Source organism: Simiduia sp. (assembly GCF_058345725.1).
Genome location: NZ_JBTUOC010000059.1, coordinates 1 through 21,943, shown reverse-complemented (window position 1 = coordinate 21,943; position 21,943 = coordinate 1). Strand labels below are relative to the sequence as shown.

Annotated in this window: 20 protein-coding genes and 1 riboswitch; of the genes, 11 read left to right on the top strand and 9 right to left on the bottom strand. The window is 55.1% G+C overall.

The window, feature by feature from the left end; translation table 11 throughout:
* Positions 1-4 precede the first annotated feature (4 nt).
* Positions 5-958 carry a DUF4862 family protein gene (locus tag ACW8F6_RS13185; protein ID WP_491576340.1) on the bottom strand — a complete coding sequence of 318 codons (954 nt, stop codon included), beginning with the start codon at positions 956-958 and terminating at the stop codon, positions 5-7.
* A 333-nt stretch (positions 959-1,291) separates the two neighbouring features.
* Here ACW8F6_RS13185 and ACW8F6_RS13180 point away from each other — a divergent pair, with 333 nt between their 5' ends.
* Both ACW8F6_RS13180 and ACW8F6_RS13175 read left to right on the top strand, forming a co-directional pair.
* Complete coding sequence (locus ACW8F6_RS13180; RefSeq protein ID WP_491576339.1) at positions 1,292-2,266, top strand: hypothetical protein; 975 nt, start codon at positions 1,292-1,294, stop codon at positions 2,264-2,266.
* Between the two features lie 87 nt (positions 2,267-2,353).
* On the top strand, positions 2,354-3,340 hold the full coding sequence (locus ACW8F6_RS13175; protein WP_491576338.1) for a hypothetical protein: 987 nt from the start codon (positions 2,354-2,356) through the stop codon (positions 3,338-3,340).
* A gap of 224 nt (positions 3,341-3,564) precedes the next feature.
* Here ACW8F6_RS13175 and ACW8F6_RS13170 read toward each other — a convergent pair whose 3' ends face one another.
* Entirely contained in the window at positions 3,565-4,977 is a 1,413-nt protein-coding gene (locus ACW8F6_RS13170; RefSeq protein WP_491576337.1) for a S8 family serine peptidase, read from the bottom strand.
* A 189-nt stretch (positions 4,978-5,166) separates the two neighbouring features.
* On the opposite strand from ACW8F6_RS13170, the gene ACW8F6_RS13165 reads away from it, so the two are divergent.
* Genes ACW8F6_RS13165 through ACW8F6_RS13155 form a run of 3 tightly spaced genes read left to right on the top strand, consistent with a single transcriptional unit; the run spans position 5,167 to position 6,912 of the window.
* Positions 5,167-5,658 carry an RNA polymerase sigma factor gene (locus tag ACW8F6_RS13165; protein ID WP_491576336.1) on the top strand — a complete coding sequence of 164 codons (492 nt, stop codon included), beginning with the start codon at positions 5,167-5,169 and terminating at the stop codon, positions 5,656-5,658.
* Positions 5,655-6,395, top strand: a complete 741-nt coding sequence (locus ACW8F6_RS13160; protein WP_491576335.1) for a hypothetical protein — start codon at positions 5,655-5,657, stop codon at positions 6,393-6,395. Before ACW8F6_RS13165 ends, ACW8F6_RS13160 begins: the two co-directional genes overlap by 4 nt.
* A gap of 10 nt (positions 6,396-6,405) precedes the next feature.
* The gene (locus tag ACW8F6_RS13155; RefSeq protein ID WP_491576334.1) at positions 6,406-6,912 is read left to right on the top strand and encodes a CC0125/CC1285 family lipoprotein; all 507 of its coding nucleotides are present in this window, start codon (positions 6,406-6,408) and stop codon (positions 6,910-6,912) included.
* Between the two features lie 248 nt (positions 6,913-7,160).
* Here ACW8F6_RS13155 and ACW8F6_RS13150 read toward each other — a convergent pair whose 3' ends face one another.
* Positions 7,161-8,786, bottom strand: coding sequence for a diguanylate cyclase domain-containing protein (locus ACW8F6_RS13150; RefSeq protein ID WP_491576333.1), 1,626 nt, complete (start codon positions 8,784-8,786; stop codon positions 7,161-7,163).
* 754 nt (positions 8,787-9,540) lie between these two features.
* On the opposite strand from ACW8F6_RS13150, the gene ACW8F6_RS13145 reads away from it, so the two are divergent.
* Entirely contained in the window at positions 9,541-9,885 is a 345-nt protein-coding gene (locus ACW8F6_RS13145; RefSeq protein ID WP_491576332.1) for a Fis family transcriptional regulator, read from the top strand.
* 63 nt (positions 9,886-9,948) lie between these two features.
* Here ACW8F6_RS13145 and ACW8F6_RS13140 read toward each other — a convergent pair whose 3' ends face one another.
* Positions 9,949-10,110: a hypothetical protein gene (locus ACW8F6_RS13140; RefSeq protein ID WP_491576331.1), complete on the bottom strand. Its 162-nt coding sequence runs from the start codon at positions 10,108-10,110 to the stop codon at positions 9,949-9,951.
* 348 nt (positions 10,111-10,458) lie between these two features.
* On the opposite strand from ACW8F6_RS13140, the gene ACW8F6_RS13135 reads away from it, so the two are divergent.
* Positions 10,459-10,818 (top strand): cupin domain-containing protein, encoded by a 360-nt coding sequence (locus ACW8F6_RS13135; RefSeq protein WP_491576330.1) that lies wholly within the window; start codon positions 10,459-10,461, stop codon positions 10,816-10,818.
* A gap of 124 nt (positions 10,819-10,942) precedes the next feature.
* Here ACW8F6_RS13135 and ACW8F6_RS13130 read toward each other — a convergent pair whose 3' ends face one another.
* The 5 genes from ACW8F6_RS13130 to ACW8F6_RS13110 are packed head-to-tail and all read right to left on the bottom strand — an operon-like array spanning position 10,943 to position 17,748.
* Positions 10,943-12,175, bottom strand: coding sequence for a Zn-dependent hydrolase (locus tag ACW8F6_RS13130; protein WP_491576329.1), 1,233 nt, complete (start codon positions 12,173-12,175; stop codon positions 10,943-10,945).
* Between the two features lie 4 nt (positions 12,176-12,179).
* Positions 12,180-13,619, bottom strand: a complete 1,440-nt coding sequence (hydA, locus tag ACW8F6_RS13125) for a dihydropyrimidinase (RefSeq protein ID WP_491576328.1) — start codon at positions 13,617-13,619, stop codon at positions 12,180-12,182.
* Positions 13,620-13,631: 12 nt separating this feature from the next.
* Positions 13,632-15,089, bottom strand: coding sequence for an NCS1 family nucleobase:cation symporter-1 (locus ACW8F6_RS13120; protein WP_491576327.1), 1,458 nt, complete (start codon positions 15,087-15,089; stop codon positions 13,632-13,634).
* A gap of 31 nt (positions 15,090-15,120) precedes the next feature.
* Positions 15,121-16,398: an NAD-dependent dihydropyrimidine dehydrogenase subunit PreA gene (gene preA / locus ACW8F6_RS13115; RefSeq protein ID WP_491576326.1), complete on the bottom strand. Its 1,278-nt coding sequence runs from the start codon at positions 16,396-16,398 to the stop codon at positions 15,121-15,123.
* Positions 16,399-16,401: 3 nt separating this feature from the next.
* Positions 16,402-17,748, bottom strand: coding sequence for an NAD(P)-dependent oxidoreductase (locus ACW8F6_RS13110; protein ID WP_491576325.1), 1,347 nt, complete (start codon positions 17,746-17,748; stop codon positions 16,402-16,404).
* A 491-nt stretch (positions 17,749-18,239) separates the two neighbouring features.
* Positions 18,240-18,343: riboswitch (TPP riboswitch) on the top strand.
* Between the two features lie 79 nt (positions 18,344-18,422).
* On the opposite strand from ACW8F6_RS13110, the gene ACW8F6_RS13105 reads away from it, so the two are divergent.
* From ACW8F6_RS13105 to ACW8F6_RS13090, 4 genes are all read left to right on the top strand, one after another.
* Positions 18,423-20,570: a TonB-dependent receptor gene (locus ACW8F6_RS13105; RefSeq protein ID WP_491576324.1), complete on the top strand. Its 2,148-nt coding sequence runs from the start codon at positions 18,423-18,425 to the stop codon at positions 20,568-20,570.
* 131 nt (positions 20,571-20,701) lie between these two features.
* On the top strand, positions 20,702-20,962 hold the full coding sequence (locus ACW8F6_RS13100) for a YkoF family thiamine/hydroxymethylpyrimidine-binding protein (RefSeq protein WP_491576323.1): 261 nt from the start codon (positions 20,702-20,704) through the stop codon (positions 20,960-20,962).
* 3 nt (positions 20,963-20,965) lie between these two features.
* A complete protein-coding gene (pnuC, locus tag ACW8F6_RS13095; RefSeq protein ID WP_491576322.1) occupies positions 20,966-21,589 on the top strand; it encodes a nicotinamide riboside transporter PnuC in 624 nt (207 codons plus the stop codon).
* A 5-nt stretch (positions 21,590-21,594) separates the two neighbouring features.
* The coding region (locus ACW8F6_RS13090; protein WP_491576321.1) for a protein kinase family protein at positions 21,595-21,943 on the top strand (349 nt) is incomplete at its 3' end.

Below are 21,943 nucleotides of genomic sequence, written 5' to 3'. Positions count from 1 at the left end.
CGGCCTATACTGTGTCCAAAATCGCCAGCGCCGAGCGTATATAGGCCAATCGATCTGCCAGGGGTGCATCTTTCGGGCGCACACCTAATTTAATGCCCAGCACGGGCAAATCACTGCCGCCTGCCGCCACTACACATTTTTTCATTTCGACGTCGGTCATCAGCGAGCCGTCGGCGCCAATTGTGCCGTGTGCGGATTTTGCCGCCGGCATGTGGGTATCTTTCCAGGCGCCATATTCGTTGTCGCTGTCGGTGACTCCGGAAAACATTAAACCTGCCAGCAGACCGGCCGCTTTTGCTTGTTCTATATGATCTAAGGCACCGCGCGCAGTGCGGGTTTCGATGACCGAGCGGCCCCAGTTGATGACCACACCCATATCAGCGGCCAGTGTTTGATTTAATTCACCGAGTACCGCCAGTTCTTCACGCAGCGTGAGAAATCCCTTGGCAGGTGTTTGCCCCACAAGGTAGGTATCGCAGTGTTCAACGAGAATACGTGCGCCCTGCCAATCCCAGCTTTGCATAGTCGTGAGTGAAGCCTTGAGCGAGGCCATGGATGCCGAGGCATTTGCGCGGTTGGGCGCCGTTTGTACCTCAATGGCCTTCACCACCGGCTTGCCAACGTGCTGGTTTAATTGGGCGATTGCATCGCGCGCCGCCGCCATGAATGCCAGAGCCTCGTCTCTACCAGCCGCATCGTCCGAGGCAATGCCAAAGTTTGGATTTTTTCCGAGCGCGGCCATGGTGCCGGGTACACAGGTAAAAACGAACTCCCAGTTCGGATCAATATTGTTCAAAAACCAGCGATCGTCTTCGCCGTGGAGCTTACCCACAAATGGGTGCTCCAACCCGCGCACGTTGCCCATGGCTTTCAGTTGGTTGAAGTACTCGGTTTCTAATTCGGGGTCCCAACCCATACTGCTGGGCGAGGTAGCGTAGGCGCCGACAAAATATTTCACTGCTTTTTCTCCGAAACTTGATCCATTGACCAACAATTTAATCCACGGAATCGCGGGCATAAGTATGCGCGCTGCAGTTTAACAAGCTGCCTTGGGTAATCACATAGTGTCAGACCAATTCTTTCACCAATTCTTCAATATCGCTCCAAGCAAACCGGATATACCCAGAGAGAAACCCCAAATTGAGGCTCCTCAGAAGTCAGACAGTCGCATGCCATCGGCCGCGACTGCCGGCTTGGCTGCACGTATTTTTGCATCAGCCCAGCAAAAGCCGGGAATATTTTCTGAGCTGCCGCGTTATTGGAGTGAATCAACCACAATGAGGTATACCCCATGTTTAAACACACTCTGTTATTTACCGCCTGTACTCTGATATCCACTGCAGCCTTTAGCCAAAGTGCCAGTGTGCAAGTGCAGGCATCGGCCAATGTGGCGGCAACGACACAGGCCTCCAGCCACGCCGCCCAGCCTTCCGAATCAAACGCTGTACACGCAAATAGCCACAGCCAAACCCGCGTCAATGGGCAAGCCAACGCCCAGGTGTCTAGCCCCAACAGCGCCGAGGGTGCAGGCACTGCCACGGCGAGCGAAACTGGCGCAGTTATCGATCCAGCACCGAAAAAGTTACCGGCGCTGGCCGGCAAGTCCGACACAGCCCGGGACGGCATCGCAACCACCCAAGTGGCGCAGCGCGCGGCAAGCGCACTTGAACTGCGCACAAGCCACCAGGCAACACAGGCGGCGCAAAGCACCCTGCAACTTGGCGCACAGGCCACCCAGCATGCAGCTCTGACGCTGACAGGCGCGGGCCAATTGAGCCAAACCGATCTTTCTCAAGCGGCGCCATCAAATGCGGCGGGAACCGCCGGCCACGCGGAGAGCGCACTTGCCTCTGCGGCCAGTGCCTCAGCTACCGGCAACCAAAACGTCGGCTCGGCAAAACCGACTGATGCTGTTAACGGTAGCGTTACGAGCGCCACAGCGGCGCAAGGACGGGTGGCGAGCGAAGGCGCCATCAGCGCCCATAAAGCACTGGCGGCCTCTGGCCAACTCGCGCAGTCGGCATCGGGCACCCTCGATCACACGGCGAGCGGCACGCTGACTACTGAAACGGCCGCCGCCATCTCGGGCACTATCGATGATTCCGTCCAGGGAGCCGTATCCACTGCGGTGTCCAGCGCCGTGGACACCGCCGTCAATAGCGCCATCAACGACCAGGTGACCGCTACGGTAAACGAACAGGTAAACGCTGCCGTTGCGTCAGCAGTGGATGCCTCGATATCCGAAGCCATCACCAACCAGTTGTAATTCCTATTAACCGGGCGGCGTCGACTTGCGCGCCGCCCTACTACCGCAGTCCTAACAACCTATTGCGCCTAGACCGAGGACACACCCATGAATACGTTTAACACGCCCATTAAAGCGGTCGAACACGGCCGCAGTGCACTCCGCCAAACGCTCGCTCGCCCTGTGTTGTTCAGCGCTCTCGCACTCAGCTTGCCAGCGGTGGCAGACAGCCCCAGCATCAACTTTCACTTTGAAGCGGGAGGCGAGTACGACAGCAACGTCAGTTTGGTGGAGCTCGATAAAGTCACCCATCAAAGCGATTGGGCCACAACGCTCAGCGCCGGTGTCAAGGCCCATTGGGGCGCCAGCGACCGGTTAAACCTGCGCGCGGGCTTGCAGCAGGACCATAAACACTACCTGACCTACGATGAATTCGATTTGGACGTCACCCGCGGCTTCCTGGAAGCCAGCTACGACTTCAGTGCGCTAACGTTGGGAGTCAGCAAGCACCAGGCCCTCGCCCGGCTAGACCAGCAGGATTTTCTAGCGCTATCGCAAACCCACGTGTTTGCCAGCAAGTTAATCAACTCGCAGCTTTACCTGCGGGGCCAGCTCAGTGATCAGTCAAAAACCTTTAGCACGCAACCCGCTCGCAACGCGCACAACCAGGGCTGGGGTGGCGATGTCTACTGGTTTACCCAACAGGGGCAAAGCTACCTTAGCCTCGGCATCGCTCGCGAGCAGGAGTCCGCGCAACTGGCAAACTACAGCTATGAGGGCACAACGTTGCGCGCGCGCTGGTCCCACAATTTTTCATTGGCTAGTTTGCCAAGCCAGTGGCAATTGGGTTGGCGCTATGTAGAAAAAGATTTTATCGGGCCAGCCACTGAGGCCGCGCCAAACAGCCTTGCTTCAACCAGCACACAACCCAACCGCGCCGACCAACAGTTTCACTGGGACACCAAATGGGCCGTAGAACTCAATCAAGCCGTATCGCTGGCAACCAAAGTGACTTACAGCGATTACCGCTCTAATTTTGACAGTGCGGACTATCGCGAAACGCTCGCAGCCATTCAATTAACCGCCCGCTTTTAGCACCTGCTCGCGCTTTGGCTGTCATAGTCACAGCGCGAGCCACCTATTTACTCAGCCTCAGGGCTTGCTCATTACAAGCGCCGCCATAAGCGGCTTGAACCGCGCGGAAGGTCGTATTTACAAGAACTTGGCCGGTGCGCAACCAGGCATCTTAGCTCATCGCCAAATCACCTCGAAAGCATCGCTGTCGGGCAACTGGATGCGAAGATTTGAGCGACCTACTGCTAGCGAATGAACCCGTCGCCGAATACCGGATCGCGTCCGTCGGCGCCCAAGTCAATCGCCTGCTGGCGCAGAGCATGTTGCGCCGAGGATACCGATAGGCCCGCCGACAGTGCACAGGCCATGTGCGCGGTGATAATGGGCGCCGCCATAGACGTACCAGACTCCCGCCCATAGCGCTCGGTTTGCGCGTCCGATAACGCCCGCGCGGTCTCAACGGAGACCCCAAGTGCAGCAAAATCCACTTGCTCGCCTTGATTGGCCCAGCGGTACACGCGGAGTTGATCATCCACGGCCGTGACGCCTATCACCCCGTCAAAAGCGGCCGGGTACAGGGGCGGCGCAGCCGGGCCTTCGTTGCCCACTGCCGCTACCAGTGCAATATGCCGGGCGGCGATACGTTCGATGGTTATGGCCAGGAGCCGATTGGGCGGGCCCGCCAACGACAAATTAATAACGTCCACGCGCTGGGTCAGCAGCCAATTTAATGCCTGTATCAGGCTTTCCGTGGTGGCGCCCTGGGAATAATCTGAGCGCCCGTAGAATGCGGCCGCGGCAAATAAGTGCGCCTCGGGAAGCCGCGCCCAACCCCGCCCATCTCGACCTACCAACAGCCCCGCCACCGCCGTGCCGTGGGCCTCTGGTGCGGCCAATTCGGCAGGCAAAAAATCCTGCCGGTGCAGTTGCACACCGGTAAACGCCGGGTGCGCCAACTGCACTGCGGTGTCCACCATGCCCACGCGCACGGGGCGCAAACACGCGGGCGGCGAACTGTTCTCGGCACTCCCCCGATTGCCCCCAGACGTTGCTTTAGACGCCACCGAGACCAGGCCCTTGTCGGCCTGACTGTTAAACGTATGATTGCGGTCGAGCTGGCCATGCAGTGCTTGTGGCAAAACCGCCTCCAGGGCCTGCCGGCTATCGAGCGCCGGGCTTACCGTAAAACGCACCAACGCCATACCCAGGGCGGGCATAACCTCTTGGCTGATCAAGGTAATGCCGGGTACTGACAAGGCCTGCAGCTCGGCCTCCGACAACCAGACCAGCCACTCGCGCGCCACGGCCCGCCAGCCGTCCTCGGTGGCGACTTCCACCAACGCCGTCTTACCGTGTAGGTCGCTAATTGGCAGGGCTTCGGGCAGGGCGGCCAGTGGATTAGCCAGGGCGCGAGTGACGGGGTCGAGTGCCGCGTCGCGCGCGCGCGCCTCGGCAGTCATCGCCGCTTGGCGTGCGGAGCTAGCGGCTTCGCCTGCGGCCTGCTCCAGGGCCCGATCGGCTGCCTGGGTCTGGCGGCCGACATCGTTAAGGGTGCCGGTGACGGCCTGGGTGTCCAGCAGCTGCGCGGCAACCGGCCCCGCAGCCAACAGTGCGGCAGTTAGCAAGCTCAGCGTACAGCCAGTGCGTTTTTTACTCATGATCGCTATCCTTGGGCCGCCCGTTTTGGCAGGCCTACGACGAGGCTAGAAGATTGCGGGGCAGTCTTTCAAGCCCCGCATGTGTGCAGTTGTACAGAGTTAACGCACTGGCATAAAAAAAATTCCAAAACACTGGGAATAAACCTCGGCCTGCCCCGTTAACAGGGTGAAACAAGGGGAAACTAACCAATGCACCAAGAATTAACCGACTTATTGCCCGCTCTGCGGCGCTTTGCCTTCTCCCTCACCGGGCAGATGGCGGATGCCGATGACCTGCTGCAAAGCACAGTCGAAAAATTACTGAGCAAGCCGGTGCCTGAGGGTGTCCCGCTGGCCAAATGGGCCTTCCGGGTGTGTCGCAATCAGTGGATCGACGACTACCGGGCCCAGAAAGTGCGCCAGACCGCCGCCCAGTCACCGGAACTTAGCGACGGCCAAATAGTGGACGGCGCCCACGCCATCGAACAAAAGATGACGCTGGAACGCGTCAACCGCGCGATGGACAAGCTACCGGACGATCAACGCTCAATCTTGTCGCTAGTGTGCCTGCAGGGGCAGTCGTACAAAGATGTGGCAGAGATACTCAGCATTCCCATGGGCACTGTCATGAGCCGGCTGGCGCGCGCCCGCGCCGCCCTGGCCAATACGTTAAACGCGCCGGTCGAGAGGATAACCGCATGAACATTACCGACGAAACACTATCGGCATTTCTAGACGCAGAATTGCCCGCAGCGGAAATGGAGGCCGTGCGCAATCGCATCGCCGAAGACGAAGCCATCGCCAATCGGCTGGCAGAACTGGCCGCCGTAGACACCCAGGTGCGCGAGTCATACAGCGCCATTGACAACTCCCCACTACCGACGGCGGTGACCGACTTATTAAGCGCCGCAAAATCAGACGGTAGCCAAAGTCGCGCACGCATTTTGCGCTTCCCCACTGTCCGGCGCCAGCATTTGGCCATGGCCGCGAGCATTGCATTTGCGGTGGGCTTTGGGCTAAGCCATTGGCTGGGATCGCAATCCACTGGCTCCCACAGCTGGTCGCAAATAGCGGCGGCGCTAGATACCACCCCCAGTGGCCAAACCGTCGCGCTGGCGGCCAATGCCGAACTGACGCCGCGCATCAGTTTCACCAATGCCCAGGGGTTGCACTGCCGCCAGTACGACACCCGCAGCGCACATAGTCATACCCAGGCAGTAGCCTGCCGAGGTGCCGAGCAATGGCATCAGGTGGTGACACTCACTACGGAAGTTGGCGAAGAACAACCCAGCGACTATCAAACGGCCAGTGCAGACAACCCCATCAACGCGGTGGTTGAAAAAATGGCTGTGGGAACATTTTTAAACCGCGCCGAAGAGGCGCAAGCCATTGCCAATCAGTGGCAAGCAATACACACCAACCCTTCCACAAACCCGTGAGGTGATGCCCATGAACAAGTTACTTATTGCCGGATTTTTTGCGCTGACCTTAGTCGGCTGCGCCAGCACTAGCGGCTACAAGGCCGCCAACGGCAGTGGCTATGGCTACTCGGAAAGCGAAATCAGCGAAAACCGCTACCGCATTGACTACAAAGCTAAAAGCAGCCACGCGAGCAAAGCCAAAAACTACGCACTGCTGCGCGCGGCTGAGCTAACCACAGAAAAAGGCTACGACTGGTTTGTGGTGGTCGATCGCGAAACCCGTGTGGAAAAAACCGAAGATCGTGTAAGCACCAGTATGCAGTCGGGCCGCACGGTTACCAAGAGCTGCGGCCTGTTGGGTTGCACCCCCCAGAGCCATCCCACCACCAGTTACGGTGTCGGAGTCAGCAGCGGTATGGGTACAGACGAAGCCGTTGCCAGCATAGAGATACGCATGGGCAAAGGTGTAAAACCGGCCACTGGCGACGTGTACGATGCACAGGAAATTAAAGACAATTTAGGGAAACGCGGCTAACAACCCAAGTCGCAGGTTCGCTGCGCCGCAATTAGCGGCGCATTTTTATAGGTCGTAAGAAGATCGATAAGATTAATCACCGCGCTAAGCGCGTACCCCCATGCGCTTCGCAATCAGCCCTTACGTGGGCTTTCAATACAACGGCAGGAGCTGTTAACAACCACCGGCAGAAAAGCGTACAGAATATATGTTTGAGCTTGGGTATATCACGGATAAATTTAACAGCGTTACGCACGCCGCCCCCAAATTTACGGCTTCGGCGCTTGGCGTTTTTCGTCGTACATATTCTCATCAGCGCGCTGCAAAATATCATCCAGCTTATGGTCTGATGCCTGCCACCAAGCCGTGCCAACACTAATACTTAGCACTACTGGGCCGTGTTCGCCATCCTGTACCGGAGTAGACTCCAGCTTTTTCCGCATACGCTGCTTGATGTCGTCGGCCGATGCCTGGCATGCATCGGGGAGCAGTAAAATAAACTCGTCGCCACCAAGACGCGCCGCTAGATCCCCTATCCGCACACTCTCTCGACAGGCCTGCGCCACTGCCTGTAAACACAGATCGCCAAAATGGTGGCCGTAGCTGTCATTGATTTGCTTAAAATCATTGAGATCGATCATAACTATGCCCAGGGGGCGCTTGTGACGCTGTGTCTGCAAAAATTCCCGCTCACTCACCTCTCTGAATCGCCGTCGATTCGCAAGGCCAGTCAGCGAATCGGTACGCGCCTGCTCACTGAGCTTTGCTTCTAATTTCTTTCGATGCTCAATTTCTTCTAATCGCTGGGCATTTAATCGCTGAAAACGCACGGCAACAACCATGGAAAGCAGACTAATGACCACCAAGGTCACAATACTCGACCCCACCCAGGGAGGCATCTCTTCAGAGGGCTGGAACAACAGGCCGTTTAAGTCTTTAGTCCCCGTAGTCAATCCAGCATCGGTAAATAGCGAGGCAATTTTTTCGAGCCGGCTGCCGCTGATGTAGCCCAACTCTACCAATTCATCGCCCAGCAGCCCACTGATGGCATGGGCTTCAAAGGTCAACCCCAGTCGACCTTTGCGCTCAGGGTAGTTGGCAAGTATGTCACTGACAATAGCTTCCGGGTGCCTGCGAGCATAGTGCCAGCCCTGCAGTAACGCATCGCGCATCGCCTTCACCACCTCTGGATTGGCATCGGCATAGGCGCGACTTGTAAAAAGCGAATCACCGTAAAAATCGATACCCAAATCTCTAGGCGATAGAATTTGGTAGGGAATATTGGCACGAATCGCCTGAAACGGTTCTGTAGAAATATAGGCAGTAGAGGCGTGAATGGGGGGGTGGCGCCCTACCTTTAAACTGCGCATGTCGCCAGTATGGGCAACCGAGTTCACCTTTGATAAATCCACTCCCGCCGCTATCAGGTAAACCATAAGCTCGGCAGCATGGGTTTCCCCCATAAGCGTTCTGCCCTCAAGATCCTTCACACTTTCCAGCCCGGCCTCTTCGCGCGCCAAGATAACGAAGGGCGAATGCTGAAAAATCGCGGCTACTAACACCACCGGCTTGCCCTCCAGATAATCCAACACCAAGGAGGAATTGCCCACGCCGAATTCAGCCACACCGGCCAACACCTGCTCAACCGGGTCTATACTAGGACTACCCTCTATTAATTGCACAGCTAGGCCGGCCTGCTCAAAATATCCACGCGATTGCGCCGCATAAAAACCGGCAAACTGAAACTGGTGAAACCACTTAAGCTGCACTCGCACTTCGACCAAATCTTCTGCCGTGGTCAAAGAGCTGCACAATACGCCAAAGAACAGCGTCCAAAGCGCCAAAGCACCTGCCGCGGCATTCATTTTTGCAGTAATTTGTAGAGATTGGCGCATGGGCTAGTTCGGCTTCCTTGAGAGGCTAGGGGCATCCATGCATCAGGCTACCCGGCTTTCGTCGTATACTGCAGTGTAGCAAGCCTTGGCGATGTGTGAGGACTTGGTGATATGCAGGGTGTAAAACCAACTAACGCACCACTTTGTGGCGCACCAGAGGTTAGCTCCAATACTGGCTGACGATTAGATCGGCAGCTACCCGCAGAAAGTCTACGAAGATCACAAGGACGTTAATGACAGCCCAAAAACCCAGGCAAACGGGATGCCTTTTTCAACACCTAGAAATCCCATAATGGGTTAACGCATTCGTACTGCAGGATTTCGAAAAAACAAAGATATAAGCCTTAATAGATTATTGCAGTGTAGATATCCACCTCTCAAAAAAGATAAGAAAGACGGAGCGGCTAAACACTGAACATGGCTGCAAAATGTTGGACTTGCAAACATACAGCCCAATCGAATGTGGCGACTGGCCATAAGCGAAGGTGCGCGACTTAAACTAAAAAACCTTATTAGCGATGATAACCCACCCAGCTCGACACCATTTATTGACAGAACTGCATTCAACACAGGAGAATCCCTTCTGGCACGCCAAAATTTCGCTTTCAACGAAAATTCGCAACTAATATTTTTTATCATGTCTATTCTGTTTTTATCATTGTCCGCTCTATCTTACGCTCTGATTCAGTGGAGATGTTGGTCGGCGTGAATACGCCATACATACCGAACATATAAGAGATCAGTACAAAAAATCATGCGAAAAATTGACAAGAAAAACGACCAGAAAATCACTACGGCACTCACCGACGCCTGTGAAAATCACCTGAAAAATATTCATGGATTTCTTTGGCTAACACACCTAGTAAACTACGCCCAATTTCCAAAAAGTCTCAGGGTGATTTGTGTATTTGATACCAATGATAATCTAAGCAAGTTCCTGGCAACCCCCTGCCGTCACGATAGCTGCACGCTTATTCAACGCAAGCTCTTTGAGATTGGCGTTGATATTGACAGAGCCCGCATCACTTTTGACTCAGAAGAAAACTGTACGAACACCCATAAAGGCAGGTGGTCGGCAAGACTTGCAACACTCAGCTAGTTCACCGCTAAGGCCTACCCGAAATTCCTCCTAGATACTTAGCCTGAAACTTATATCGAGGCGCTATTCCAGATCAATTTCCGCCTGCTGATACTCGGCCGCACTCACATCGCCAAGGATATTCAGCGGCCAGTGGTACTCTAGGCTGGCGGGGCTTTTCAGTGCCCACTTCAGCACCTTCTGCAGCGACGCTTTGGAATCGCCCCTCTGGACCGATCTCGTCATCCGAATAGCTATAAAATTTGCAAGTAGCGCCGCATACAATGCACCCGTGTCCGAAAGCTAAAGACCGTATTGGGTATGCCAAGCGCACGGCCAGTGCTGATTCACCTCCTCTAAAGAAAGCTTATCCACCCACCTTCAGCATTACTCGTCTTTTGCGGAACTTCTTGTTTACCTGCAAAGCACCGCCAGCAGGTTTTCTATCGCTCGTGTTATCGAATAACACTCTTTAAATGCGCGTTAGACCCAGCCAATCGCTTTATCTATAATCAAGCGAACAATGTAGAAATCCGGCGATCCTCTGCACCTGTTCCTCACAAAAAACCACCCTATGAACAAGGAAATAGCACGATGACCAGCCAGAAAAATCCAGCGAAAGCTGAATATTTTTTTGACACAGAGGGCTGCTACATTACCGAGCTATCTAACACCGAGGCCGACCCAGAGGTTTCCATAGCCCAGGCTCGGGTAGAGCCCGGCGTTACGACGGCATGGCATAAATTAAGGGAAACTGCGGAGCGCTATTGTATATTGTCAGGTACAGGCCTTGTGGAGATAGGTGATGAAGCGCCGCGCCCTGTTATCGTTGGCGATGTAGTGCTAATACCGCCAATGGTACGCCAGCGCATAACCAACACCGGCGCAGAAAATCTAGTTTTTTTGGCCATTTGCACGCCCAGATTTGACGTTAAAAATTATCTGCACACTTAGGGACTTCGGCTCTTGTCACGGGCAGCCAGGTAATAGTTTATGCACCAACCTTCTTTGCACATCAACCGTTGAACACTACACACTGCTCGTCAGACGATGCGCCCTGACTGCAAAGGTCGTGGTTTTAGTTCATGGAGGCCGATGCCTCTAACATCGCATGCAACAGCACGTTGCAGCCCGCCTCGCACTGTTCAGGCGTGGTGCTTTCTATTTCATTGTGGCTGATACCGCCTTTGCAGGGCGTGAACACCATGCCCGAGGGTACAATATCGGCCATGTAGCAGGCGTCGTGCCCGGCGCCGGCGTAGATATCCATGTGGCTATAACCCAACTTTTGTGCGGCAATTTTCACGTTTTCCGACGCGCTGAATGTAACTGGCGCAAAATACCAAAACGGATCGACCTCTACCGACACGCCGCGATTTTTGGCGATGTCTGCGCAAAAGGCTTTTAAGCGAGTGTCCATCGCCTCTAGCACTTTAGGATCTGGATTGCGAAGATCGCCACTGAATTTTACCGTACCGGGAATGGTGTTACGGGAGTTTGGGTAGACTTCCATAAAGCCAACGGTGCCCACGCCGTTGGCATAGGCCAGCCCAATGCTTTCTATTTCCGCCACAATCAGTGCCGCGGCCGCCATGGCATCGGCGCGTAAATGCATGGGCGTTGTACCCGCGTGGGATTCCCGCCCGGTAACCAGGATGTTGTACCAGCGGATACCCTGCCCGAGACGCACCACACCAATTTCAGTTTCTTCATCTTCTAAAATCGGCCCCTGCTCGATATGGGTCTCAAAAAAAGCGCCTATATTGCGCGAGCCCGGCTCGGCGTCGCCCAAATAGCCAATTTTTTTCAACTCATCGCGCAGCACCAGGCCGTTGCAGTCGGTCTTGCTTAACTCTGCCTCCAGATCAAAACGGCCCACATAGACGCCCGAGCCCTGCATTGCGGGCGAATAGCGCGAACCCTCTTCATTGGTCCAGACGGCAAATTCAAAGGGCGCCTCGGTTTCTATGTTATGTTCCTCCAGGGTACGCAACACCTCGACGCCGGCCAGCACGCCAAACACCCCGTCAAACTTCCCGCCTGTGGGCTGGGTATCCAGATGGCTGCCCGTGGCAACCGCGGGCAAGTCTGGATTCTTACCTTCGCGGCGCGCAAAGATGTTGCCCATTTTGTCCACGGTAATTGAGCAACCCGCCGCGCGACACCAAGACACAAACAGATCGCGCGCTTGGCCATCCAGTGCCGTGGCGGCTAGTCGATTGCAGCCCCCTTTAGCGGTGGCGCCAATTTTGGCCATTTCCATCAGGCTGTCCCACAGGCGTTGTTTGTTAATTCTAAGTTCGCTGTACATTGGCTCACCTCTTAACGGCGGTTGGCTTAGTGGCTTGCGTATGCTTGCCCATGGCGTGTACATAGTTTGGAAAGCAGGGCCGCTCGACGTAGTTGCCCGCCCCTTTTTGCGCGCGTAGTTCGCCATCGCTGTACACCAGCTTGCCGTTGCTAACGGTGGCGGTATTGACACCTGTCACTGTCATGCCCTCAAAGATATTGAAATCAATATTTTGATGGTGGGTATCTTTACTGATAGTGCGCGTTTTCTGCGGGTCCCACACGACCAGATCGGCATCGGCGCCCACCTGCACGCAACCTTTACGCGGGTAAATGTTGAAAATTTTCGCTGCATTGGTCGAGGTAATAGCAACGAATTCATTGGGAGTTAAACGCCCGAGATTAACGCCCTGGTCCCATAGCACGTGCATGCGATCTTCAACGCCGGCAGTACCATTGGGGATTTTGGTAAAGTCATCTTTGCCCATGGCTTTTTGTGGTTCGCAGAAACAACAGTGATCGGTGGCCGTGGTTTGCAACATGCCAGATTGAAGCCCCTGCCACAGCTTTTCTTGGTGGTGCTTCGGGCGAAAGGGCGGGCTCATGACGTGAGCCGCGGCCGTGGCCCAATCGGGGTGACGATACACAGAGTCATCTATCACCAGGTGCCCGGCCAACACTTCGCCAAACACCCGCTGGCCAGTTTGACGGGCGCGCGTAATAGCGCCCAAGGCCTCCTCACAGGAGGTGTGCACCAAATACAGCGGCACATCCATCACCTGTGCAATTTGGATAGCGCGGTTGGCGGCCTCGCCCTCGACAACCGGCGGCCTGGACATGGGGTGCCCCTCGGGCCCGGTGATTCCCTGTGCCAGTACTTCTTGCTGTAGTTGATACACCAACTCGCCGTTTTCTGCGTGCACGGTGCAAATGGCGCCCAGCTCGCGCGAGCGCCTAAAGGAGTTCACCAATATTTCGTCGTCGGCCATTATGGCGCCCTTGTACGCCATAAAATGTTTAAAACTGTTCACGCCGTAATCCTGGGTGAGAGTTTTCATGGCCGCGTGTACCGACTCGCCCCACCAGGTTATGGCCACGTGGAAGCTGTAGTCGGCCGCAGACTTTTCCGCCCAGCCACGCCACTGGTGATAGGCCTCTAAGATATCCTGCTGCGGGCTCGGTATCACAAAATCAATAATCATGGTGGTGCCGCCCGCCAGGCCCGCGGCAGTACCGGTAAAAAAGTCTTCCGAGGCCACGGTCCCCATAAAGGGCAACTGCATGTGGGTGTGCGGATCTATCCCACCCGGCATGACCAAACAACCGCCGGCATCGACTACCTCAGCGCCCGCCGGAATATCTAGATCGGCCCCGATTGCACATATCTTGCCGTTATCACACAGCACATCGCCCCGGAAACTTTGGTCGGCGTTAACGATGGTGCCGCCTCTGATCAATAGACTCATGAAACCACCCCTTTAAGCATTATTTTTGGCCAACAGAAGGTACACAATGGCGGCCACAAGAAGCCCCACAAACCAGGCATAGTTGTAAATATCTAAAAATAGTGTCGGCACACCTTCCACGAACCCCGCCACTTGTAAAAAGCCGGGCAAGTTGGGCAGTACCCCCACGATTAACGCCGCTATACCCGCGCGATTCCAGCCGCCGTTCGCACTGTACTGGCCCTGGCTGTTAAACAGCTCGGCCACATTCAGTTCACATTTGCGCAATAGAAAGTAATCCGCGATTAAAATCCCGGCGATAGGGCCAAGCAGCGCCGAGTAGCCAATCAGCCAGGTAAAAATGTAGCCACCCGTCGACTCCATGACCTTCCAGGGGAACATGGCGATACCAATGCCTGCGGTAATGTAACCGCCCAAGCGAAACGATATCTTGCGCGGGTTAAGACTGGAAAAACCGTACGCCGGCGCAACCACATTGGCAGCCAGGTTGGTTGTTAAGGTGGCCACGCTCAACGCCGCCAGGGCAAAGATGACACCCCAACCGCCCATGCGCCCGGCCAGCTTTACCGGGTCCCAAATCGCCTCGCCATAAATCACTACCGTGGCAGAGGTAACGGCAACGCTAATAAATGCAAACAGCGCCATCGGCAGTGGCAGACCAATGAGCTGGCCGATCACTTGATCGCGCTGACTGCGCGCAAACCGGGTAAAGTCCGGTATGTTGAGTGCCATGGTGGCCCAAAAACCCACCATGGCCGTTAATCCGCCAACAAAAGTGGTAAAAAATTGACCTTCTTTTTTTCCGCCCTCAATAAATTGCGAGGGCGTCGACAGCATTTCGCCAAAGCCGCCGGCGTTGACATAGGCCCACGCCAGTAGCGCCAATCCGGCCAGCAATAAAAACGGCGCGGCCAAGGTTTCCAGCCAGCGAATAGACTCCGTACCCGAGCGAATAAAATATAAATGCAGCGCCCAAAAGGCCAAAAAGCACAGCGTTTGCGCGAGATCGATACCCAAAAATGGCAGTGCCGCGCCCTGAAATGCATTGCCGGATACGGCGTTAATAATGATATAGATGGCCGAGCCACCCACCCAGGTATTGATACCGAACCAACCGCAAGCCACTAATCCGCGAGCCACCGCCGGTAACTTGGCGCCTTGAGTCCCAAAAGAAGATCGCAACAACACCGGAAAGGGAATGCCGTGCTTGGCGCCCGCGTGGCCAATCAACATCATCGGCACGACCACAATTAAGTTGCCTAAAAACACGGTGAGCACGGCCTGCCACCAGTTAAACCCCTCGGCGACCAAACCTGCAGCCAGCATATAGGTGGGTACACACACCACCATGGCCACCCACAGTGCCGCAAAAGCCTTCCAGTCCCAAGTGCGCTGATCACCGCGCGTGGGGGCCAAGTCCTCGTTCCAAAGTTCATTTCCCTGCTGATTAACGCTTTGAAAATCGGTCATACGAGAACCCTTATCTTATTGTTAGTGCGTTTTAGGAATTCTTGGCAGCCTGGGTGTTAGCGGGATGTTCTGGCCATGTGAGCGGGGGCAATCCGTTAGCTACCGGGCGCATTTCAATACAGTCTGGTACAGGGCAGACGTGGGCGCAAAGATTACAGCCCACGCAATCTTGGTTTTTAACGGTAAATTCCCGACGCCCCTGACCCAGGTCGGTAATGCTGATGGCCTGGTGCGAAGTGTCCTCGCAGGCGATGTAGCAACGCCCGCACTCGATACAATCGTCTTTTTTAATAAACGCCTTGGTATCAAAGTTCATGTTCAAGGCATTCCAATCCACCGTGTTGGGCACGGCCAAGCCGCGAAAATCTTCGATAGAGCGATAACCCTTGTCCTTCATAAATTTCAGTAGGCCCGCGTTCATATCGTCGACAATGCGAAAGCCGTACAACATCGCCGCGGTGCACACCTGCAGGGCCGATGCCCCCAGCGCGATGAACTCGGCGGCATCTCGCCAGGTTTCAATTCCGCCAATGGCCGAAATTTCCAAGCCTTGGGTTTCGCGCGCACGGGCAATTTCTGCCACCATATTAAGTGCGATGGGTTTCACCGCAGCGCCGCAATAACCGCCGTGGGTACCCTTGCCGTCGACGACGGGAGTGGGTGCCATGGCATCCAGGTCGACAGAAATGACCGAATTCACCGTGTTAATTAACGATACTGCATGGGCGCCACCGCGCAGCGCAGCTTCGGCGGGCACCAAGATGTTGGTGATATTGGGCGTGAGTTTGGTAAATACCGGAATATCGACCACCTCGCGTACCCAGCGCGTGGTTTGCTCGACCAAGTCGGGCACTTGACCAATGGCCGAGCCCATGCCGCGCTCGCACATACCGTGCGGACAACCCAAATTCAATTCGATGCCGTGCACGCCTGCGTTGGCAATTTTTATGGCTAAGGCTTTCCAGGCCTGCTCGTCGATGGGCGCCATCATCGAGCCGATAATGACGCGATCTGGCCAGTTTTTTCTGACCTGTTCAATCTCACGCAAGTTTACTTCGAGCGGGCGATCGGAAATCAGCTCGATGTTATTAATACCAATAATGCCGTTATTGCGGTCTTTATGAACACCGTAGCGGCTGGACACGTTCACCACCGGCGGATTTTCACCCAAGGTTTTCCACACCACGCCGCCCCAGCCAGCGGCAAACGCGCGCTCCACATTGGTTTGTTTATCTGTCGGTGGGGCAGACGCAAGCCAAAACGGATTGATGCTGTGAATACCCGCGATAGTGCAATGTAAATCACTCATAACTTAGCCTTTTTTATTCCGCAGGAATTGATCTATGGCTATCGCGGCGCGCTTGCCATCTTCTACCGCTTGCACAGTGAGATCTTCGCCAGAGTTAATGCAATCGCCCCCGGCAAACACACCGGGCATTGACGTCATACCGCTGGCATCTGCCACAATTTTTCCGCCATCAAGGGCGAGCGCATCGAGCCCAGCTTTATTCATCGCCTGGCCAATGGCCAACAACACATGATCGGTGGGCAAGGTAAAGGTGGTGCCCAGGGATTGATAGACGCCGTCGGTTTCGGTCATTTCATTAAAGGTCATGCGCTCGGCATGGGTTATACCTTCGATGGCCAGCGGCGCGGCCCATAAACGCATCACAACACCGTGGCTGCGGGCTAGCTCAATTTCCCAGGCGGTGGCCGACATATTTGCCTCGCCTCGACGATAAACCAAAGTCACGCTGTTGGCGCCCAAGCGTTTTGCCTGAATGGCGGCATCTATGGCGGTATTGCCGCCGCCGATCACCACCACATTGCCACCAACTGGCACGCTAGACTTTCTTTCTGCCTGGCGAATGGCGGCAATAAAGTCGATGGCGTTTTCCACACCCTTTAGGTCGGCGCCGGGAATCGGAAGCGGCTTGGCCTGAGTAAATCCAATGCCGATAAACACCGCGTCAAAGCTTTCAGTTAACTCGGCAAGACTCAAATTACGCCCCAACTGCTGACCGTGACGGAGTGCAATACCGCCAATACCCATTAGAAATTCCACTTCGCGCTGGGCAAAATTGTCAGCCATTTTGTAGGCCGCCAATCCGTATTCGTTTAAACCGCCCGGTTTGGGTTTTGCTTCGAAGATGGTGACATCGTGCCCCAACATTGCGGCGCGGTGGGCGCAGGCCAGGCCTGCAGGACCGGCGCCCAGCACCGCAATGGTTCTGCCGCTCGCGGGCGCGCGCTGAAACGGATGCGGCCCCTCTTGAGCCATCAAATGATCGACGGCAAAGCGCTGCAAGGCACCAATCTGAACGGGCGGTTCGTCATTTAAATTCCGCACACAGGCTTGCTCGCATAACACTTCCGTAGGACACGCGCGGGCACAGGTACCGCCCAGGATGTTTTCAGACAAGATAGTTTCGGCTGCGCCGTTCACATTGCCGGTTTTAATTTGGTGAATAAAGGTGGGGATATCGATGGAGGTTGGACAGGCGGTAATACACGGAGCGTTGTAACAATAAATGCAGCTGTCTGCTGCACCCATGGCTTGAGCAGCGCTCAGAGGCCGATGCAGGTCTTCAAAATTGCAGTCAACTTCTTCTGCAGTCAGTGTCCGACCATTCTTTGGATAGACTGGCTTTTCGACCATGGTGCCGTTTCCTTATGAGCTATATGGAACGCGCTAAGTTGTCTTTTTTATTTGAATTTTCTACACAGTTACGAATTTTCTTTACGCGCTTCTCGCGTTACGCCCGAGGGATATCGATACGTAAAATCCGTGCTGACTGACTGTGTGATGCTCGAAACTATCAAATCCTGACCATTAGGACAAGAAATATTTCAAGCCCACCGCAGGCTCTAGATTAGTGGAGTTCTGCACCTCACTGCCCCAACATTTCTGCAGGTCCAACAGCGCTAAAGAGCGCCGAGCACTGCCCGGGCACAACAATCTTTTGCATTGGCAGTGGCTGATCCTGCGAATAAGCACAGTTAAGCGATTGTTTTTAAAAGACATTAATAGGTGCACTAGGGATGGACGGCATCCGGGGATAAGTTCCAGAGCGCAATAATTGGCCCAAGCAGAGGTCGATGAATTGACGCCTATCGAGCAAACACGGCAAATTCAAAAGTGGTACAATCGCGCCCGCCAAGGGGTGTCTGACTGAGTCAGACTGAGATGTCACCGACGAACCCTGGAACCTGATCCGGCTAGTACCGGCGTAGGAATGGGCAAAAAAGCGCGCAAGACCACGGCGTACAATAACCTCCCCACCAACACGTCTCTTTGCCGGATCTCAATTTTACTGTTTGAATTGAGGTCCTATGACACTGTTAACACACACCCACGCACGAGCACTTCTGGCCGCGAGCATCGCCCTGTGCAGCTTGCCAAGTCTTGCCACACAACTTGAAGAAGTTACCGTGACGGCAGATTTTCGCGACGTAGCCCTCACCGCGCTGGCCGGCAGCATCACCGTAATTGACCAGCAAACGCTGCAAGACGAAAGTGCCCGTCATTTTGAAGACGTACTCAACAGCATTGCCAACTTAAACTGGTCTGGCGCCACCAGCCGCCCGCGCTACTTTCAAATTCGCGGTGTAGGCGAGCAGGAAGACTACCAGGGCGCACCCAACAGCTCCGTTGGCTTCATGGTGGACGACATAGACCTGTCTGGGCTGGGTATGGCCGCCAGCACCTTTGACGTGCAACAAGCGGAAGTCTTGCGCGGCCCGCAAGGTACCCGCTTTGGCGCCAACGCCATGGCCGGCATGATCTATTTAAAAACCAACGATCCCACAGAGGCATTCGAGTTCGACGGCCAGGCCACCCTGGGCGACGACAACCAACAGGGCTTGGGCGTAGCGGTATCCGGCCCTCTGTCGGAGACCCTGAGTTACCGACTGGCGCTGGAAAGCCAGCAGCAGGACGGCTATCGGGACAACACCTATCTCGATCGCACAGACACCAATGGGCGCGACGAGCTAACCAGCCGCGCCAAGTTGCGCTGGACCCCGGGCGAACAATGGCAAATAGATATTAACTATCTTTACGCCAATCTGGACAACGACTACGACGCCTGGACACTGGACAACAATGGCTTTAATACGCTGACCGATAAGCCGGGCGTCGACAACCAGGAAACACAAGCGGGCAGCGTCAAACTGCAATGGCAGGGCGAGCAAATTGCGCTGACCGCCATCACCGCGGGGGCAGATACCGATCACCGCCACGCCTACGATGGCGACTGGGCCAACCCCGATTATTGGGCCAGCAAAACCTGCTCCGAGTACGACGACGATTGGAATGTCATTGGCACTGAACCCTGTGTATACGACTACACCTGGGACAAACAGGCCAATCGCCAAACCCTGTCGCAGGAATTGCGCATTAACTCCACCGACAACAGCCGCCTGTTCGCAGACACCACGGATTGGTTACTGGGCGTTTACGCCAATCGCCTGGAAGAAAACAACGACCTCTATTCCGAGTACAACACCTGGCCCGACGAGGTGCTCCAATCCACCTACGAGGCCACCAACACCGCCCTGTTCGGCCAGACCGACACGCAGTTAACCGAGCGGTTATCGCTATCGGTGGGCCTGCGCGCAGAAAATCGCAAGGCGGATTACAGCGATACCAACGGCGATCAGTTTGCGCCTACCGAATCCATGTGGGGTGGCCACTTGGCCCTGACACAGCGCTTCAACGATGCTCACACGGGCTATGCGCGACTGGCGCGCGGCTATAAGGCCGGCGGTTTCAACATGACCTTGCCCGCAGAACTCGCCGACAAAAAAGAATTTGACGCCGAAACACTGCACAATTTTGAGCTGGGGCTAAAATCCCACTGGTGGCAAGGCAGCGCGACCTCGAGCGTCACGCTGTTTTATATGACCCGCGAAGACCAGCAAGTAGCCGCCTCGCTGCAAGACCCGGACGATCCACAACGCTTTGTGCTGTTTACGGAAAATGCCGGCGCCTCTGAAAACTACGGCTTGGAAGTGGAAGCCCAGTGGGCCGTGAACGAGTGGGTGGAAGTGTATGGCAGCGCCGGCTACCTGCATGCGCAGTACGGCGACTACAGCTACCAGGACAAATACGGTGCAGAAGTGGATCTGTCGGGCCGGGATTTAGCCCACGCACCGCGTTACACCTACAGCGCCGGCATCACCCTGCGCCCCGCCAACGGTTGGTTCGCCAACCTAAACACCAACGGCAAAAGCGCGTTTTATTATTCAGACAGCAATGATTCCAAGTCCAAGGCCTTCACCCTGTTGAATGCAAAGCTGGGCTATGAAGCCCCCCAGTGGGCTGCCTACCTATGGGGTCGCAACCTCACTAACGAACGCTACGGCGTGCGCGGCTTTTACTTTGGCAACGAACCCGATCAAGATTGGGCCGACAAGCAGTACATCCGCTTTGGCGATCCGCGCCAACTGGGTGTAACCTTCAATCTCAAATTCCACTAGGGACTGAGGTAAACATCTTGCTCGCGGGCCTGCACGGGCTCGTCGAGCGCGTATTGGCAGCCTTTGCGCTGCGTGGATGCACAACCATAATAACAATCGTCGCGCCCCCTGCGGGCCTGCTGGAGTAGTCTATGAAGCTCACTGTTGAAATTTCCATGTACCCTTTCCGCGAAGGTTATATCGACCCGATCAAATGGTTTATCGACCGGTTAGCGCAATACCCCAACATTCAGCGGGTCACCAACGCCATGGCCACCCAAGTTACCGGCGACTATCAAGAAGTCATGGCCATGCTGTCGCGCGAAATGCAGGCGGGCTTTGAAAAATGGGGCAAAGCGGTATTTGTGTGTAAATTTATTGGCGGCTCGCTCGATCTGTCACATCGGCAATAAACCATGGATCTACTGAGTTTTATTCAAGCGGCGCTGCAAGAACTCAGCGGGCTAAGCCTGGCTGAAATTGTTGCCGTACTACTGGCCATTGCCTACATAATCCTAGCCGTCCGGGAAAGCCTTTGGTGCTGGCCGGCCGCGTTTCTCAGCACCGCCATTTACACTTGGCTATTTTGGGAAGTCTCGCTGCTAATGGAATCGGCCTTGAATTTGTATTACATGGCCATGGCAGTGTACGGCTATTATTTGTGGCGCTATCGACACAGTGACGACGTCGACACAAAACCCGTCGTTAGCTGGACACTCAAGCAACACCTCGTTTTAATTGGCCTCTGCACGCTGGCATCACTGGCGGTGGGTTTTGTTATGGCCAATTACACGCCTGCGCACTTCCCCTGGCTGGATGCAGCAACCACGGTATTTGCGATGGTGTGCACCTGGTTAGTCGCACAAAAAGTGCTCGAAAATTGGCTCTATTGGATAGCGATTGATATCGCCTCCATTTACCTCTATGTGCACAAAGGGCTCATGCTGACATCGGCGTTGTTCTTGATTTATATCGTGCTGGCAGTTGTGGGTTATCTGCGCTGGCAGGATAACTTGCCCGATGAACCAAAAGCCGCCTAAACGCGATGATTCTGAGCCAAGCACAGCAAACCGAATTAGCGGCGGCGGGGTTCGACCAGCTGCAGTGGGGCGAGCCTTTATGCAAGGGCACCAGCAATAAAAATATACGGGTGCGCGCCAGGGGTAGTGACTGGGTTTTGCGGGTAAATAATCCGCTCACACAATCCCTTTGCCCGCGCAAAAATGAAGTTCAATGTTGGCGCCAAGCTACCGCCGCCGGTATTGCACCGGAATTGGCTTTTGTCTCGTCTGACTACCAGATTTACGTGAGCCGCTTTATCGCACAGGCGCACCCCTGGGATCAAAGCTACCACCAACTCGCCCATACCCTGCCGCTACTGCAAAATTTGTTAA